This is a genomic window from Cellulosimicrobium sp. BMG9.22, assembly GCF_059159975.1.
Genome location: NZ_JBZGBY010000029.1, coordinates 17,307 through 31,404, shown reverse-complemented (window position 1 = coordinate 31,404; position 14,098 = coordinate 17,307). Strand labels below are relative to the sequence as shown.

At 73.9% G+C, this 14,098-nt stretch carries 17 protein-coding genes and 1 tRNA gene; 15 read left to right on the top strand and 3 right to left on the bottom strand.

Translation table 11 applies throughout. The features are described 5' to 3' along the window. Positions 1 to 18: 18 nt before the first annotated feature. Both AC4H2H_RS16515 and AC4H2H_RS16510 read left to right on the top strand, forming a co-directional pair. Entirely contained in the window at positions 19 to 1,359 is a 1,341-nt protein-coding gene (locus AC4H2H_RS16515) for a 5'-nucleotidase (protein ID WP_494371908.1), read from the top strand. 19 nt (positions 1,360 to 1,378) lie between these two features. Continuing rightward, on the top strand, positions 1,379 to 2,065 hold the full coding sequence (locus AC4H2H_RS16510) for a thymidine kinase (RefSeq protein WP_494371907.1): 687 nt from the start codon (positions 1,379 to 1,381) through the stop codon (positions 2,063 to 2,065). On the opposite strand, the gene AC4H2H_RS16505 is transcribed toward AC4H2H_RS16510, so the two are convergent. Further along, positions 2,002 to 2,583 (bottom strand): protein-L-isoaspartate O-methyltransferase family protein, encoded by a 582-nt coding sequence (locus tag AC4H2H_RS16505; RefSeq protein WP_494371926.1) that lies wholly within the window; start codon positions 2,581 to 2,583, stop codon positions 2,002 to 2,004. The genes AC4H2H_RS16510 and AC4H2H_RS16505 overlap by 64 nt on opposite strands. 216 nt (positions 2,584 to 2,799) lie before the next feature. On the opposite strand from AC4H2H_RS16505, the gene AC4H2H_RS16500 reads away from it, so the two are divergent. From AC4H2H_RS16500 to AC4H2H_RS16445, 12 genes are all read left to right on the top strand, one after another. Then, positions 2,800 to 3,006 carry a dodecin family protein gene (locus tag AC4H2H_RS16500; RefSeq protein WP_494371906.1) on the top strand — a complete coding sequence of 69 codons (207 nt, stop codon included), beginning with the start codon at positions 2,800 to 2,802 and terminating at the stop codon, positions 3,004 to 3,006. Positions 3,007 to 3,193: 187 nt separating this feature from the next. Further along, entirely contained in the window at positions 3,194 to 3,514 is a 321-nt protein-coding gene (rplU, locus tag AC4H2H_RS16495; RefSeq protein ID WP_483773527.1) for a 50S ribosomal protein L21, read from the top strand. An 89-nt stretch (positions 3,515 to 3,603) separates the two neighbouring features. Then, a complete protein-coding gene (gene rpmA, locus AC4H2H_RS16490) occupies positions 3,604 to 3,861 on the top strand; it encodes a 50S ribosomal protein L27 (RefSeq protein WP_047234735.1) in 258 nt (85 codons plus the stop codon). A gap of 135 nt (positions 3,862 to 3,996) precedes the next feature. Next, positions 3,997 to 5,517 (top strand): GTPase ObgE, encoded by a 1,521-nt coding sequence (obgE, locus tag AC4H2H_RS16485; protein WP_494371905.1) that lies wholly within the window; start codon positions 3,997 to 3,999, stop codon positions 5,515 to 5,517. A gap of 72 nt (positions 5,518 to 5,589) precedes the next feature. Continuing rightward, the gene (gene proB / locus AC4H2H_RS16480) at positions 5,590 to 6,735 is read left to right on the top strand and encodes a glutamate 5-kinase (RefSeq protein WP_494371925.1); all 1,146 of its coding nucleotides are present in this window, start codon (positions 5,590 to 5,592) and stop codon (positions 6,733 to 6,735) included. A 73-nt stretch (positions 6,736 to 6,808) separates the two neighbouring features. Next, positions 6,809 to 8,128: a glutamate-5-semialdehyde dehydrogenase gene (locus AC4H2H_RS16475; protein WP_494371904.1), complete on the top strand. Its 1,320-nt coding sequence runs from the start codon at positions 6,809 to 6,811 to the stop codon at positions 8,126 to 8,128. A gap of 187 nt (positions 8,129 to 8,315) precedes the next feature. After that, positions 8,316 to 8,471: a hypothetical protein gene (locus AC4H2H_RS16470; RefSeq protein ID WP_021483496.1), complete on the top strand. Its 156-nt coding sequence runs from the start codon at positions 8,316 to 8,318 to the stop codon at positions 8,469 to 8,471. Positions 8,472 to 8,509: 38 nt separating this feature from the next. Beyond that, positions 8,510 to 9,115, top strand: a complete 606-nt coding sequence (gene nadD, locus AC4H2H_RS16465) for a nicotinate-nucleotide adenylyltransferase (RefSeq protein WP_494371903.1) — start codon at positions 8,510 to 8,512, stop codon at positions 9,113 to 9,115. After that, positions 9,108 to 10,208 (top strand): hypothetical protein, encoded by a 1,101-nt coding sequence (locus AC4H2H_RS16460; protein WP_494371902.1) that lies wholly within the window; start codon positions 9,108 to 9,110, stop codon positions 10,206 to 10,208. Before nadD ends, AC4H2H_RS16460 begins: the two co-directional genes overlap by 8 nt. Before the next feature lie 21 nt (positions 10,209 to 10,229). Beyond that, positions 10,230 to 10,682, top strand: coding sequence for a ribosome silencing factor (gene rsfS / locus AC4H2H_RS16455; protein ID WP_494371901.1), 453 nt, complete (start codon positions 10,230 to 10,232; stop codon positions 10,680 to 10,682). After that, positions 10,679 to 11,359, top strand: coding sequence for a histidine phosphatase family protein (locus AC4H2H_RS16450; RefSeq protein ID WP_494371900.1), 681 nt, complete (start codon positions 10,679 to 10,681; stop codon positions 11,357 to 11,359). Before rsfS ends, AC4H2H_RS16450 begins: the two co-directional genes overlap by 4 nt. A 79-nt stretch (positions 11,360 to 11,438) precedes the next feature. Continuing rightward, positions 11,439 to 11,511 (top strand) — tRNA-Ala (locus AC4H2H_RS16445). Between the two features lie 175 nt (positions 11,512 to 11,686). Here AC4H2H_RS16445 and AC4H2H_RS16440 read toward each other — a convergent pair. Further along, positions 11,687 to 12,313, bottom strand: coding sequence for an FMN-dependent NADH-azoreductase (locus AC4H2H_RS16440; RefSeq protein ID WP_494371899.1), 627 nt, complete (start codon positions 12,311 to 12,313; stop codon positions 11,687 to 11,689). A 75-nt stretch (positions 12,314 to 12,388) separates the two neighbouring features. Between AC4H2H_RS16440 and AC4H2H_RS16435 the strand changes: the two genes are divergently transcribed. Next, positions 12,389 to 13,018 carry a TetR/AcrR family transcriptional regulator gene (locus AC4H2H_RS16435; protein WP_494371898.1) on the top strand — a complete coding sequence of 210 codons (630 nt, stop codon included), beginning with the start codon at positions 12,389 to 12,391 and terminating at the stop codon, positions 13,016 to 13,018. 34 nt (positions 13,019 to 13,052) lie between these two features. Here AC4H2H_RS16435 and AC4H2H_RS16430 read toward each other — a convergent pair whose 3' ends face one another. Then, positions 13,053 to 14,039 carry an SH3 domain-containing protein gene (locus AC4H2H_RS16430; protein WP_494371897.1) on the bottom strand — a complete coding sequence of 329 codons (987 nt, stop codon included), beginning with the start codon at positions 14,037 to 14,039 and terminating at the stop codon, positions 13,053 to 13,055. Positions 14,040 to 14,098: the final 59 nt, after the last annotated feature.

Sequence of the window (14,098 nt, the reverse complement as noted above, 5' to 3'; positions counted from 1 at the left end):
ACCTGGCATAGTGCGCGCATGGGTTACGACCTCTCGGGCCGCCTCGTCGTCGGCGTCGCCTCCTCCGCACTGTTCGACCTGACCGAGTCCGACCGCGTGTTCCGCACCCAGGGAGTGGCGGCGTACCGCGACTTCCAGGCGCAGCACCGCGACGACCCGCTGGCTCCGGGGGTGGCCTTCGGCTTCGTCCGCCGCCTCCTCGCGCTCAACGACCTCGCTCCGTCGGCGGACGACCCGCTCGTCGAGGTCATCGTCATGTCGCGCAACTCCCCGGAGACGGGCCTGCGCGTCATGCGCTCGATCAACCACCACGAGCTCGACATCACGCGCGCCGTCTTCCGCCAGGGCCGCAGCCCGCACGAGTTCATCCGTCCGCTGCACGTCGACCTCTTCCTCTCCGCCGACGAGCGGTCGGTGCGCGACGCGGTCGACCTCGGCCTGCCCGCGGGGTACGTGCTCGACCCGACGTTCGCCGACGAGCCGGGCGACGAGCTGCGCATCGCCTTCGACTTCGACGGCGTGCTCGCCGACGACTCCTCGGAGCGCCGCTTCCAGGACGGCGGGCTCGCGTCGTACCGGGCGCACGAGGAGCTCAACGCCGACGTGCCGCTCGGCCGTGGCCCGCTGCGCGACCTCCTCGTCGGCATCCACCGCATCCAGGTGGTCGAGCGCGAGCGCCACGAGGCGGACCCGTCGTACGACCCTCGCGTGCACGTCGCGCTCGTCACGGCGCGCTCGGCGCCCGCGCACGAGCGGGCGGTGGCGACGCTCTCGTCGTGGGGCGTCACGGTCGACGACGCGTTCTTCCTCGGCGGGATCGACAAGGGCAGCGTCCTCGAGGTGCTGCGGCCGCACATCTTCTTCGACGACCAGCGTGCGCACGTCGAGGCCGCGCGGCGCGTCGCTCCCTCCGTGCACGTCCCTTACGGGGCCCTGAACCGCGGCGTGCTCCCGGTGGGTACGCCGCGGGAGCCGGACCGCGACGCCGTCGTGCCCCCTGCCGCTCCCGAGGCGCGGCCGACGGGGACGGGGACGCGCGAGCTGCCGCTCGTGCGATCCGTGCCCGGCGTGGGCGGCGCGGGTCTCGCGGGGATCGCCGGCGGGACGACGACCGTCGCGCCCGGCGCGGACCGCTCGAGCGACGAGGACGACGCGGCCGGGGCGCCCGACGCCGAGGCGCTCGGGGAGGAGGGCGGATCCGCGCAGGCACCGGCGCCCCGGGCGGGGACCGCCCTCGTGAGCCGCCGCGACCTCGCCCGGCCGGGAGCCCCGGACCGGGTCTCGGTCCTCGGGCCCGCGCCGGAGCCGAAGCCGCTGCCCGTGCGTCCGTCGTCGAACGGCGGCGCACGGCACCGCTGACGGGTGGTTCACTGCTGCCATGAGACGCACCGCAGCCACGGGCGACGCGTCGCCCCGCCCCGGAGGTCGTGTCGAGGTCGTGTGCGGGCCGATGTTCGCGGGCAAGACGGAGGAGCTCCTGCGCCGGGTGCGACGCGCGGAGGTCGCCGGCCGGCGGGTCGAGGTCGTCGGGCACGTGCTCGACACACGCCGCGGGACCGGCACCGTGAGCTCCCACTCGGGTCTGGCGATCCCGTCTCGCACCGCTCGCGACGCGCGCGAGCTCGAGCGGATCGTGCGCGAGGCCGGTGACCTGGACCTCGTCGCGGTCGACGAGGCGCACTTCTTCGGGGCCGGGCTCGTCGACGTCGTGCAGCGCCTCGCGGACGAGGGGCACGTCGTCGTCGTGGCGGGCCTCGACGTGACGTTCGACGCGCGGCCGTTCGAGCCGCTGCCCACCCTCATGGCCCTGGCCGAGCGGGTCGACAAGCTCACCGCGGTGTGCGCGGTGTGCGGCGAGGACGCGGCGTTCCACGTCCGCCTGCTGCCCGACGCCGGTCGCGACCAGGGCGACCCTCTCGCCCCGGTCGCCGCGCACGTCGGCGGGGCCGAGAGCTACGAGGCCCGGTGCCGCACGCACCTGCCGGACGCGCCCTGGCGGGCTCAGCCGTCGGCGGGCGGGCCGGCGTCGGGCGGAGGGTCCTCGACGAGCGGCACGAACGAGTAGGACCCGTGCTCGCTCGCGCGGAACCCGTCTGGCGCGCCCGGGTCGTGCTCGACGAGCAGCATGGTGTGCCGCACCGGCACGACCATCTGGCCGCCCTCCGCGAGCTGGGCGACCAGGGCGCGGGGGAGGGCGTCGGCGGCCGCCGAGACGAGGACCCGGTCGTAGGTCTCGCCCGGGGTGCCGAGGACGCCGGGGCGGGCCGCGGCGATCGAGGCCCACGGCGCGCGGACCGTCGCGAGGTTGTCCGCACCCCACGCGGCGAGCGCAGGGTCGCGCTCCACGCCGACCACGCGCCCCGCGGGGCCGACGAGGAGCGCGAGCAGCGCCGTCGTCCACCCGGACCCGGCACCGACGTCGAGGACACGGACACCCTCGGGGACGTCGAGGAGACGCAGCATCGCCGCGACGGTGGACGGCTGGGAGTTCGTCTGGCCGCGCCCGATCCCGAGGGGGCGGTCCTGGTCCGCCCACGGGCGCTGTGCGCGGGGAAGGAACACGCGGCGGTCCAGGGCCTGCATCGCGGCGGCCACCCGGTCGTCCTGCGCGTCGGCCCGCACGCGACCACCTCCCTCCCGCCAGCGTAGGCACGCCCGCCGGCCGCGCACCTCGCGGCCTGGAGCGCCCCGGGCCCGGCGCCCGGCGTCGTCCCGATGGCGTGCTGCGGGCGACGGCGGGATGCTCGACGGGTGCGCGGGCGCGCCGGAGCGCCCGCCCCGAGCACAGGGAGAGCTGGCATGAGCGGCACGGTGGCACGGATCACGAACATCAGCGCGCGGTCGGACACGAGCTTCGAGGACGCGGTCCGGACCGGGGTGGAGCGTGCCGCGAGCACGCTGCGCAACATCTCCGGGGCCTGGGTGAAGGACCAGAAGGTCGACGTGCAGGACGGGCGGATCGTCGCGTGGCAGGTCGTCCTCGAGGTGACCTTCGTGCTGGAGTAGTCCCGAGCGTGGTCGCCAGCAGCGACCGCATTTGACCTACGGGCCCGCGGTTCCGTAGTCTTGAACGTCGGCGCGCCCAGGCGCGCCGGTCCCGTGTGCCCACGGTCGACTCGCACTCGCACGCCGCGGCGTGACCTGAGTCCTCCAAGACGAACTCGCCGTGACGAGCACGCCAAGACTAGGAGAGATGAGCAGCAACGTGGTGTACGCGATCGTCAAGGCCGGTGGCCGCCAGGAGAAGGTTTCTGTCGGCGACATCGTCGTGGTGGACCGGGTGTCCGTCAAGGTCGGTGAGTCCCTCGAGCTGCCCGCTCTCCTGCTGGTGGACGGGGAGAAGGTGACCACCGACGCGGCGAAGCTCGCGAAGGTCAAGGTCACCGCCGAGGTCGTGCGGGACGAGAAGGGTCCGAAGATCACGATCCTGCGGTACAAGAACAAGACCGGTTACCGCCGTCGTCAGGGTCACCGTCAGCAGCTGACCCGCCTCAAGGTCACCGGCATCAAGTGATCTCGCCCGGCGCGAGGTGACGGTCCGGACGGACCGAACCAGCGCCGACCGGCACCCTCCCTCAGCACCAGCACGAAAGCAGGTTCGTCATGGCACACAAGAAGGGCGCGAGCTCCTCGCGCAACGGTCGCGACTCGAACGCCCAGCGCCTCGGCGTGAAGCGCTTCGGCGGGCAGGTCGTCAAGTCGGGCGAGATCATCGTCCGCCAGCGCGGCACGCACTTCCACCCCGGTGAGAACGTCGGCCGCGGCAAGGACGACACGCTGTTCGCCCTGGCCGCCGGCGCCGTCCAGTTCGGCACGCGTCGTGGCCGCAAGGTCATCGACATCGTCGCCGTCGAGGGCTGACGAGCACACCAGCAGGCTTCGAGCAGGAGGGGCGCACCGACGCGGTGCGCCCCTCCTGCCGTTCCTGCCGCGGTCGAGCACGCAGCGACACCCGCCGCGACCCCGCGGCACCGCATCACCTCTGAGAGGAACCCCATGGCCAGCTTCGTCGACCGTGTCGTCCTGCACGTCTCCGGCGGCAACGGCGGGAACGGGTGCGCCTCGGTCCGTCGCGAGAAGTTCAAGCCGCTCGCCGGCCCCGACGGCGGCAACGGCGGTGACGGCGGCACGGTGAAGCTCGTCGTCGACGCCCAGACCACGACCCTGCTCGAGTACCACCACTCCCCGCACCGGCACGCGACGTCGGGCACGCAGGGCATGGGCGACGACCGCGACGGCGCGAACGGCGACGACCTGGTCCTGCGCGTCCCCGACGGCACGGTCGTCAAGGACCCGGACGGGACCATCCTCGCCGACCTCGTCGGCGACGGCACGGAGCTCGTGATCGCGGCCGGCGGACGCGGGGGCCTCGGCAACGCCGCGCTCTCGTCGCAGCGTCGCAAGGCGCCCGGGTTCGCGCTGCTGGGCGAGCCCGGCGACGAGCGGGACGTCGTCCTCGAGCTGAAGACCATCGCGGACGTCGCGCTCGTGGGCTACCCGAGCGCGGGCAAGTCGTCGCTCGTCGCCGCGATCTCGGCCGCACGGCCCAAGATCGCCGACTACCCGTTCACGACCCTCGTGCCGAACCTCGGGGTCGTGCAGGCGGGCTCCGCGCGGTACACCGTCGCCGACGTCCCCGGACTCATCCCGGGCGCGAGCGAGGGCAAGGGCCTCGGCCTGGAGTTCCTGCGCCACATCGAGCGCACCGCCGTCATCGTGCACGTCCTCGACTGCGCCACGCTGGAGCCCGACCGGGACCCGATCAGCGACCTCGACGTGATCGAGGCCGAGCTCGCCGCGTACGCCCAGGACCTCGACATCGAGGGTGGCCGCGTCCCGCTCACCGAGCGTCCTCGGCTCGTCGTGCTGAACAAGATCGACGTGCCCGAGGCGCGCGAGCTGGCCGACTTCGTCAAGCCCGACCTCGAGGCGCGCGGGCTGCGCGTCTTCGAGATCTCTGCCGCGAGCCACGAGGGCCTGCGCCAGCTGACCTACGCGCTCGCGGAGCTCGTCGAGAAGGCGCGTGCCGACGCTCCCGCCCCGGAGCCCACGCGGGTCGTCCTGCGCCCGCGCGCCGTGGACGAGGCCGGGTTCACGGTGACGCGCAAGGGCGGCGCGACCGACTACTGGTTCGAGGTGCGGGGCGCCAAGCCGGAGCGTTGGGTGCGCCAGACCGATTTCAGCAACGACGAGGCCGTCGGCTACCTGGCCGACCGCCTCGGGCGCCTGGGCGTGGAGGAGCAGCTGCTCAGGACGGGTGCGGTCGCGGGCGACGAGGTGCGGATCGGGAGCGACAAGAACGCCGTGGTCTTCGACTGGGAGCCGACCCTGATCTCGGGCGCCGAGCTGCTCGGTGGCCCGCGCGGTACCGACCTGCGCCTCGAGGAGAGCCTGCGTCCCACACGCGGGGACAAGCGCCGCGAGTACACCGAGCGCATGGACGCCAAGGCTGAGGCGCGTGCGGAGCTGTGGACCGAGCGTGAGTCCGGAACCTGGACGGACCCGGCCGACGACTGATTGCCCGCAGCACCGGCCGGCGGTGTCCTGCTCCGTGAAACCATGCACGGTCTCGACGGCCCGGAGGCGATGATGGGTCGCGTGAACGCCCTGTCCTCCCGATCCGAGATCGCCACCGCGGGCCGCGTCGTGGTGAAGATCGGCTCGTCGTCCCTCACGGGCGCCGACGGCCACCTCGACCTCGCGGCCCTGCGGGCGCTCGTCGACGTCCTCGCGGCGCGACGCGCGGCGGGGGGCCAGGTCGTCCTGGTCACCTCCGGGGCGATCGCCGCCGGGCTCGGCCCGCTCGGTCTCCCGAGCCGGCCGCGGGACCTCGCGACGGCGCAGGCCACCGCGTCCGTCGGGCAGGGCATGCTCGTCGCGCGGTACACCGAGGCCTTCGCGACGCACGGGCTACGGGTCGGCCAGGTGCTGCTCACCGCGGAGGACACCGTGCGCCGCGGGCACTACCGCAACGCCCAGCGCTCGCTCGAGCGCCTGCTCGACCTCGGCGTCGTGCCCGTCGTCAACGAGAACGACGCCGTGGCGACCGACGAGATCCGGTTCGGCGACAACGACCGCCTCGCGGCGCTCGTCTCGCACCTCGTGCGCGCCGACGCCATGGTCCTGCTCACCGACGTCGACGGGCTCTACGACGGCCCGCCCGCCCGTGCGGGGACCCGCCGCATCGCGGAGGTGCGCTCGCCGTCGGACGTCGAGGGCATCGAGGTCACCGGCCGGGGGAGCGCCGTCGGGACCGGGGGGATGGTCACCAAGCTCGAGTCCGTGTCCATCGCGACGGGCACGGGCATCCCCGTCGTGCTGACGAAGGCCGAGAACGCGGCCGCCGCGCTCGCGGGCGACCCCGTGGGCACGTGGTTCGCGGCGACGGGAAAGCGCACCACGCGCCGTCGGCTGTGGCTCGCGCACGCCGCCCGCACGCGCGGCCGGCTCGTCCTGGACGACGGCGCGGTGCGAGCCGTGCAGGGCGGGCGCGCGTCGCTGCTGCCGGCGGGGATCACCGCGGTGGAGGGGGAGTTCGACGCCGGGGACCCGGTCGAGCTCGTGACCTCGGACGGGCGCGTGGTCGCGCGCGGGCTCGTCGCGTTCGAGTCGCGCGACATCCCAGGTCTCCTGGGCCGTTCGACGAAGGACCTGCGCGACGAGCTGGGGGAGGGGTACGACCGCGAGGTCGTGCACCGCGACGACCTCGTGCTGGTCCGCAGGCGCACCCGCTGAGCATTCGAGGGCTGCGGGTCCCGGCGGTCGGACGGCGCTCCCGGGCCCGGCGGTACCGTCGTAGGCTCGGGTCATGACCACCACGCAGGACGCGCCCCAGGTCACGGGCGCCGCCGAGCATCGGAACGACGACGTCGAGGCCGCCGTCGAGGACGTCGCGCGCCGGTCGAAGGTCGCGTCGCGGACGCTCGCGACGGCGACGCGCGCGACGAAGGACGCCGCGCTCTGCGCGCTCGCGGACGCCCTCGTCGCGGCGACGGACGAGATCGTCACGGCGAACGCCGTCGACGTGGAGCGCGAGCGCGCGAACGGGATGAGCGCGGGCCTGCTCGATCGCCTCGCGCTCGACGGGCCGCGCATCGTGGCGATCGCGGACGCGCTGCGCGCGCTCGCCGGTCTGCCGGACCCGGTCGGGGAGGTCGTGCGCGGCTCGACCCTGCCCAACGGGCTGCGGCTGCGCCAGCTGCGCGTGCCGATGGGCGTCGTCGGGATGATCTACGAGGCGCGCCCGAACGTGACCGTCGACGCCGCGGGGCTCGCGCTCAAGAGCGGCAACGCGGTGGTCCTGCGCGGCGGGTCCGCGGCGGCGAGCTCGAACGAGGTGATCGTCGGGGTCCTGGCGCGCGCGCTCGAGGCGCAGGGCCTGCCCGGCGACCTCGTGCAGTCGATCGACCGCCACGGGCGCCCGGGAGCCGTTGCACTCATGCGGGCGCGCGGTCTCGTCGACGTGCTGGTCCCGCGCGGCGGCGCGGACCTCATCCGGACCGTCGTGCGCGAGTCCAGCGTGCCGGTGATCGAGACGGGCGTCGGCAACGTGCACGTGTACGTCGACGCGAGCGCGGACCGGGCCATGGCGCTCGAGATCCTGCTCAACGCCAAGACGCAGCGCGTGGGCGTCTGCAACGCGGCCGAGACGCTCCTCGTGCACGCGGACGCGGCGCCCGACTTCCTGCCCGCCGCCCTCGCGGCGCTCGCGGACGCGGGCGTCGTGGTGCACGGCGACGAGCGCACCGCGGGGCTCGCGCCCGACGGCACCGAGGTGCTCGCGGCCACGGACGAGGACTGGGCGACCGAGTACCTCGCGCCGGAGATCGCCGTGCGCGTGGTCGACGACCTGGACGCGGCGATCGAGCACGTGCGCACGTGGACGTCCGGTCACACCGAGGCGATCGTGACGCGCGACCTCGCGGCGTCCGAGCGGTTCGTCGCCGAGCTCGACTCGGCGGCCATCATGGTCAACGCGTCGACGCGGTTCACCGACGGCGGGCAGTTCGGGCTCGGGGCCGAGATCGGGATCTCGACCCAGAAGCTGCACGCGCGGGGCCCCATGGGCCTCGCCGAGCTCACGACGACGAAATGGGTCGTGCACGGCGACGGTCACGTTCGTCCATGAAGCGCGCTTCGTCGACAAGTTCCTGCTACCCGCCGGACCGGGCTGACGGGCGACCGTGAGAGACTGGTCGGCGACCGGCGCCCGTCCGGTCCGCCGACAGACCTGGTTCCGCCGGTTGTCCCGCTCCATCGCACCGCCCGGTCCGTGACTCGTTCCCGGCCCGGGAACGACCTTCGAGGAGGACGTCGTGATCTCTGCCGTCGTGCTGGCCGCCGAGGAAGGCGCCGAGGCCGCGTCGCACCTGCCCATCCCGCCGCTCGCGTACGGGCTGCTCGGGTTCGGCGGGCTGGTGGCCCTGCTGCTCGTGACCTACGCGTTCCGCAGCGTCGGCACGCGGCACTGACGGCCGACGAAAGCGCCCCGCGATCCGATGACGCACCGATGAGCGCGCGCCGACCCCGGCTGGGGGTGATGGGCGGGACGTTCGACCCCGTCCACCACGGCCACCTCGTCGCCGCGAGCGAGGCCGCGGCGCGGTTCGAGCTCGACGAGGTCGTCTTCGTCCCCACGGGCCAGCCGTCGTTCAAGCAGCACCAGCAGGTCACGCACGCCGAGCACCGGTACCTGATGACGGTCATCGCGACCGCCTCGAACCCGCGGTTCACGGTGAGCCGGGTCGACGTGGACCGTCCTGGGCTGACGTACACGGTCGACACGCTGCGCGACCTGCGCGAGGCACGTCCGGACTCGGAGCTCTTCTTCATCACGGGTGCTGACGCGATCGAGCAGATCCTGACCTGGAAGGATGCCGACGAGCTGTGGAAGATGGCACACTTCGTGGCTGTCTCGCGCCCGGGTCACCACCTGAGCGTCGAGGGCATGCCGCCGGGCGTCGTCTCGACGCTCGAGGTCCCGGCCCTCGCGATCTCGTCGACGGACTGCCGTCGGCGGGCGGAGGCCGGCCAGCCGGTGTGGTACCTGGTTCCGGACGGCGTGGTCCAGTACATCGCCAAGCACGGTTTGTATCGAGGTCAGCACGATGAGTGACAACGGCAGCAACATGCAACCCGTCCGCCCCCTCACGCGGCGCGAGATCCGCGAGCGCGAGCAGGCGGCCGCCGCGGAGCGCGCCGCGCCGACGGGCGCGACGCCGCCCGCGGCGCCCGCCCCCGCGCCACCACCGTCGCGGCGGACGCTGCGCGAGTCGACCGGGCCGACGGAGTACCCGTCGCAACCGTCCGTCGTCCGCCCGCCCGCCGCCTCGGGCGGCATGCGCGGCCTCGACGAGACCGGTCGGCTCACGCCGGTCCAGGAGACGGCGGAGCGCGTCTCGATCCGGCCCCCGGCACCCACACCCGTCGTGCCGACCCGCACGAGCTCACGGCCGCCCCTCCCCGGGGCGCGACCGCAGGTCCCCGGAGCGTCGGGACCGGTGCGTCCACCGACGCCGGTCGGCGGCCTCGGCGCGAGCGTCGGGCGGATCGCGGCTCCCGGTGCGCCTGCCGGCCCGGGGACGCCTCCCGCGCAGCCGCAGCGGTTGTCGGCGTTCGCGAACGCGACACCCTCGTCGACGACGCCGCCCCCGGCGGCACGGCCGCCCGCTCCCACGCACTCCCCGGCCCAGTCGGCGGCGCACTCCCCCTGGGGGGCCACCGCGGCGCCGTCGGCGCCCCCGGCTCAGCCCCCGGTGACCGCGAGCCGTCCCACGGCAGCGCCCGCGGAGGCGCCTGCGAACCTGCCGTGGTCGGCGATCACGTCCGGTTCGGCGCCCGAGCCCGCGGGCTCGGTCCGCGAGTCGTCGGCGCCCTTCGGTGCGGTGCGCGGTCCCGCGCCCTCGACGACGCCCCACGTCGACGACTCGGACGGCCTCTTCCCCCAGGTCCGCGCAGGTGCCCGGGCGGGCGTCGACGAGGACCCCGAGGCGGACGACGACCTCGACGACGAGCCGCGCGGCCCGTCGTACACCTGGCTGCACTACCTCATCCTCGTGGCGGTCGCCTTCGTGCTCGGTCTGCTGGTCTGGGAGCTCGTCTCGCGCGACGACCCGGGCCTCGCGACCGACGCCTCGGGCGTCACCCGGACGGTGACGACCCCCGCGCAGGCGTGGGCCGACGCCGAACCCCTCGACAACGGCCGCTGAGCGGCCGACGAACGGAGACACGTGACTGCAACAGAACGGGCCGTCGAGCTCGCCGTGACCGCCGCACGCGCGGCCTCGGACCGCAAGGCCGAGGAGATCATCGCGCTCGACGTGAGCGAGCAGCTCGTCCTCACGGACGTGTTCCTCATCGCGTCGGGGACGAACGAGCGCCAGGTGTCCGGGATCGTCGACGCGGTCGAGGAGGCGATGTTCAAGGCCGGCGTCAAGCCGATCCGGCGCGAGGGCAAGCAGGAGTCCCGCTGGGTCCTGCTCGACTTCGGCGACGTCGTCGTGCACGTCCAGCACGCCGAGGACCGTGTGTACTACGCGCTCGAGCGCCTGTGGAAGGACTGCCCGCTCATCGAGCTGCCCGAGGACGCGCGCGGAGGTGACGGGGCCGTCGACGACGCCGACGACACCGGTGGCCGCGGCGGGGACGGCGCGATCCGGCTCTCGGGGGAGCCCTTGGCGTGAGCGCGGGAACGCTCGTCCTGCTGCGGCACGGCCGCACGGCGTACAACGCGTCGATGCGGCTGCAGGGGCAGGTCGACATCCCGCTCGACGCGGTGGGCCAGTGGCAGGCCGAGCAGGGCGCCAAGGCGCTCGCGACCGCGCACCGCGCGACACGTGTCGTCGCGTCCGACCTCGTGCGCGCGGTGGACACGGCGCGTGCCTACGCCGCGGCGGTCGGCGCCGACCTCGCGCTCGACACCCGGCTGCGCGAGCGCGGCTTCGGCGAGTGGGAGGGCCTGACCGGGCCGGAGATCGCCGAGCGCTGGCCCGAGGAGTACGTGGCGTGGCGCCGGGGCGACGAGCCCACGCGGGCTGGTGCGGAGTCCAAGGTCGACGTCGCGGCGCGCATGGTCGCGGCCGTCACCGAGCACGTCGAGGCGCTGGGAGCCGACGACACGCTCGTCGTCGTCTCCCACGGCGCGGCCATCACCCTGGCGGTGACGGCCCTCCTCGGCATCGACCCCGCCGGGTGGCGCGGCCTCTCCGGCCTGCACAACGTGCACTGGTCGCACCTGCACCGCTCCGCGCCGAAGGCCTCGCCCGCATGGCGGCTCGTGGCGCACAACGTCGGGGCAGGGTTCCCGCTCGACGAGTGGAACGCGGGGCCGGATTGGAATCTGGAGCCAGTTTCTGCGTAGACTAGCGACGCTCCGCAGGGCGGGAAACCGCCCGGGGGAGTGTTCATCCAATGTTTGACCAGGATCTTCGCAGATCCACGGGGCTGTGGCGCAGCTGGTAGCGCACCTGCATGGCATGCAGGGGGTCAGGGGTTCGAGTCCCCTCAGCTCCACCGGAGAGACGTACCAGAACGCACTGACGTCGGGAGGCGTCGGTTCTGGTGTGAGGGCGGTGATCGGCTCGTGCGAGCCGATCGCCGCCCTTCGTCGTCGCTGGCACCGGACCGGTCCGCCCCGGCCATCCTCGCCACCACGCCCGGCGCTACGTGGCCCGAGCCGGCAGCGAGGTCAGAACGACGCCGCGGCGTCGCGGACGGCCGTGCGCGCCCGCTCTCGGGCGGTGTCGGCTTCCGTGGTGACGAGGTTCGGCTGGAATCGGATGCTGGTGATGTCGCCGACCCCGACCCAGCGGAGCCAGCTCTCGACGTAGGGCTGCTGGAAGTCGCTGCCGAACTCCGGGCCGCGGCCCTCGCCCCAGACTCCGCCGGTGTAGATCACCACGGCCTTCTTGTTCCTCAGCAGGCCCCGGTAGCCGGTCACGGGGTCGAACGCGAACGCCATCCCGGGCTGGGAGACCACGTCGATGAACTGCTTGAGGACGTAGGGCACTCCCGCGTTCCACATCGGCACGCTGAACAGGTATCGGTCGGCCGCGTCGAACCGGGCGAACGTCGTCCGGGCTCGCTCCCACGCGGCGACGCCGTCGGCGCTCGGCTCCGCACCGGCGAACACGTCCATCTTCGCCTGCGCCGCGGCAGGACCGAACTCGGGCAAGGAGCCGTCCCACAGGTCGAGGTGCTCCACGCGGGCACCCGGATCGGCCCGCCGGTAGGCGTCGAGGAACGTCGCGGCGAGCCCGAGGGACTCGGACGCCTCGCCGCGGGGGGAGGCACTGATGTGCAACAGTCTGGTCATGGTCAGCTCCGGTGGGTCGTGTGGACAGCAGCGCCGAAGCGGAATAGATTCCGCTTCATGAGGGAAGTTAGCGGAATGGATTCCGCTTCGTCAACCGGGTCGTCCCTTCCGCTCGCGGCGGCGCCCCCGGCGGGGGCGACGGGCGCACGCCGCGCGGACGCGGTCCGCAACCGCGCCAAGGTCCTCGACGCGGCCGAGCGGCTCTTCGCGCGGGACGGTGTGGAGCAGGTGACCATGCAGGCGGTCGCCAAGGAGGCCGGAGTGGGCGTGGGCACGCTCTACCGCGGCTTCACCGACAGGGCAGGGCTCGCGATGGCTCTGCTCGGTGAGCACGAACGCCGGTTCCAGGAACTGATGATCTCGGGGCCGCCCCCGCTCGGACCCGGCGCCGAGCCGGTGGATCGCCTGGCCGCCTTCGTCGCCGGCTACGTCGAGCTCGTCGCCGAACGGCTGGAGCTGGTCCTGCTGTCAGAGACGGCCGTCCCCGGCGCCCGCTTCCGCAGCGGGGCGCACGCCCTTTGGCGCACCCACTGTCGTCACCTGCTGTACCTGGCCGGAGCTCCCTCGCCCGAGCTGCGAGCCGACGCGCTGCTCGCGACGATCTCGGGCGAGATGATCGCGCACTGGCTCACCGACCAGCACCGAGACCTCCCCGAGCTCACGGACGAGCTGGTCGGCCTCGCCCGGGCGCTCGCCACCGCGTGAGCGGGTTGCTCCCGGGAGCGCAGGGGGGTACGTGCTACGAGGTGCTGACGTGGACGTGGTCGTAGTGGTTCGCGGTCGCCCCGCCGCGGTCTTCCATCCCGGACCAGGCGCTCGTGGGGTCGCCCGCCATCCAGATCTGCTGCTCGTAGATCACGTAGGTGATGCCCAACGAGCCGGCGTTGGCCTGGAGGAAGCGGGCGATCTCCCAGCCGGTCTCGCCGGAGATCATGATGTCGACGGCGCGGCCGGAGCCGTGGTCGCCGCTGTCGCCCGCGCGTGGGCCACCGTACGAGGACACCTGCGGGAAGGTGGCGCACACCGAGCGGTACACCGCGCGCGCGTTGGACTGCAGGGCCGACTCGATCCCGCCGCTCACGGAGCACGCGGCGTCGGAGGTCCCACCCGCGCTCGCCGCGCTCGCGGCGGCCGCCGGCGCCTCGGGCTGTGTGGCGGAGAGGAAGCTCGAGTTGACCCAGGCGACGGCACCCTCCCAGACGACCTGGCTCCACTCGCCCTCGGCGGCGCCGGTGACGTCGACGGCCGTCGCGAACGCCGCCGTCGTGACGCGTTCGGTGTCCGCCGCCGGGCCGGATCGGACGTTGACCGCGTCCGTGGTCCACATCTGACCGGAGACGGCGGGCAGCGGAGCAGGCGCGGGTGCCGCGGCGGGCTCCGGTGCGGGGACGACGGCGATCGGAGGTGCAGGGACGGGCTCGGGCGTCGCGGCCTGCTCCTCGACCTCGTCCGCGGCGACGAGCGGCTCGCGCTCGAAGGACCGGCTCGCAGAGTCCCTGGACCGCTCCGTGCTCGGTGCGGCGCTCAGCGGCGCGAGGTCGGTGCTGTCACCGGCCGCTTGCGGACCCGAGCCGACGACTCCGGCCCCGAGCAGCGTGACCATCGCGAGGGCCGGGAGGCGGAGGGACCGTGCGGGCGCCGAGAGCCGGGGCGACCGCGCGACCGTCGGGAACCGGAAGGTTCGCGCGGGGCTGGCGGGTGCGGCGCTGTGGCGGCCACGAGACATGAGCGCTCCGGGAGTCGGTGAACGGGACCGCGCCAGTGTAACCAAACTGTTATAGAAGA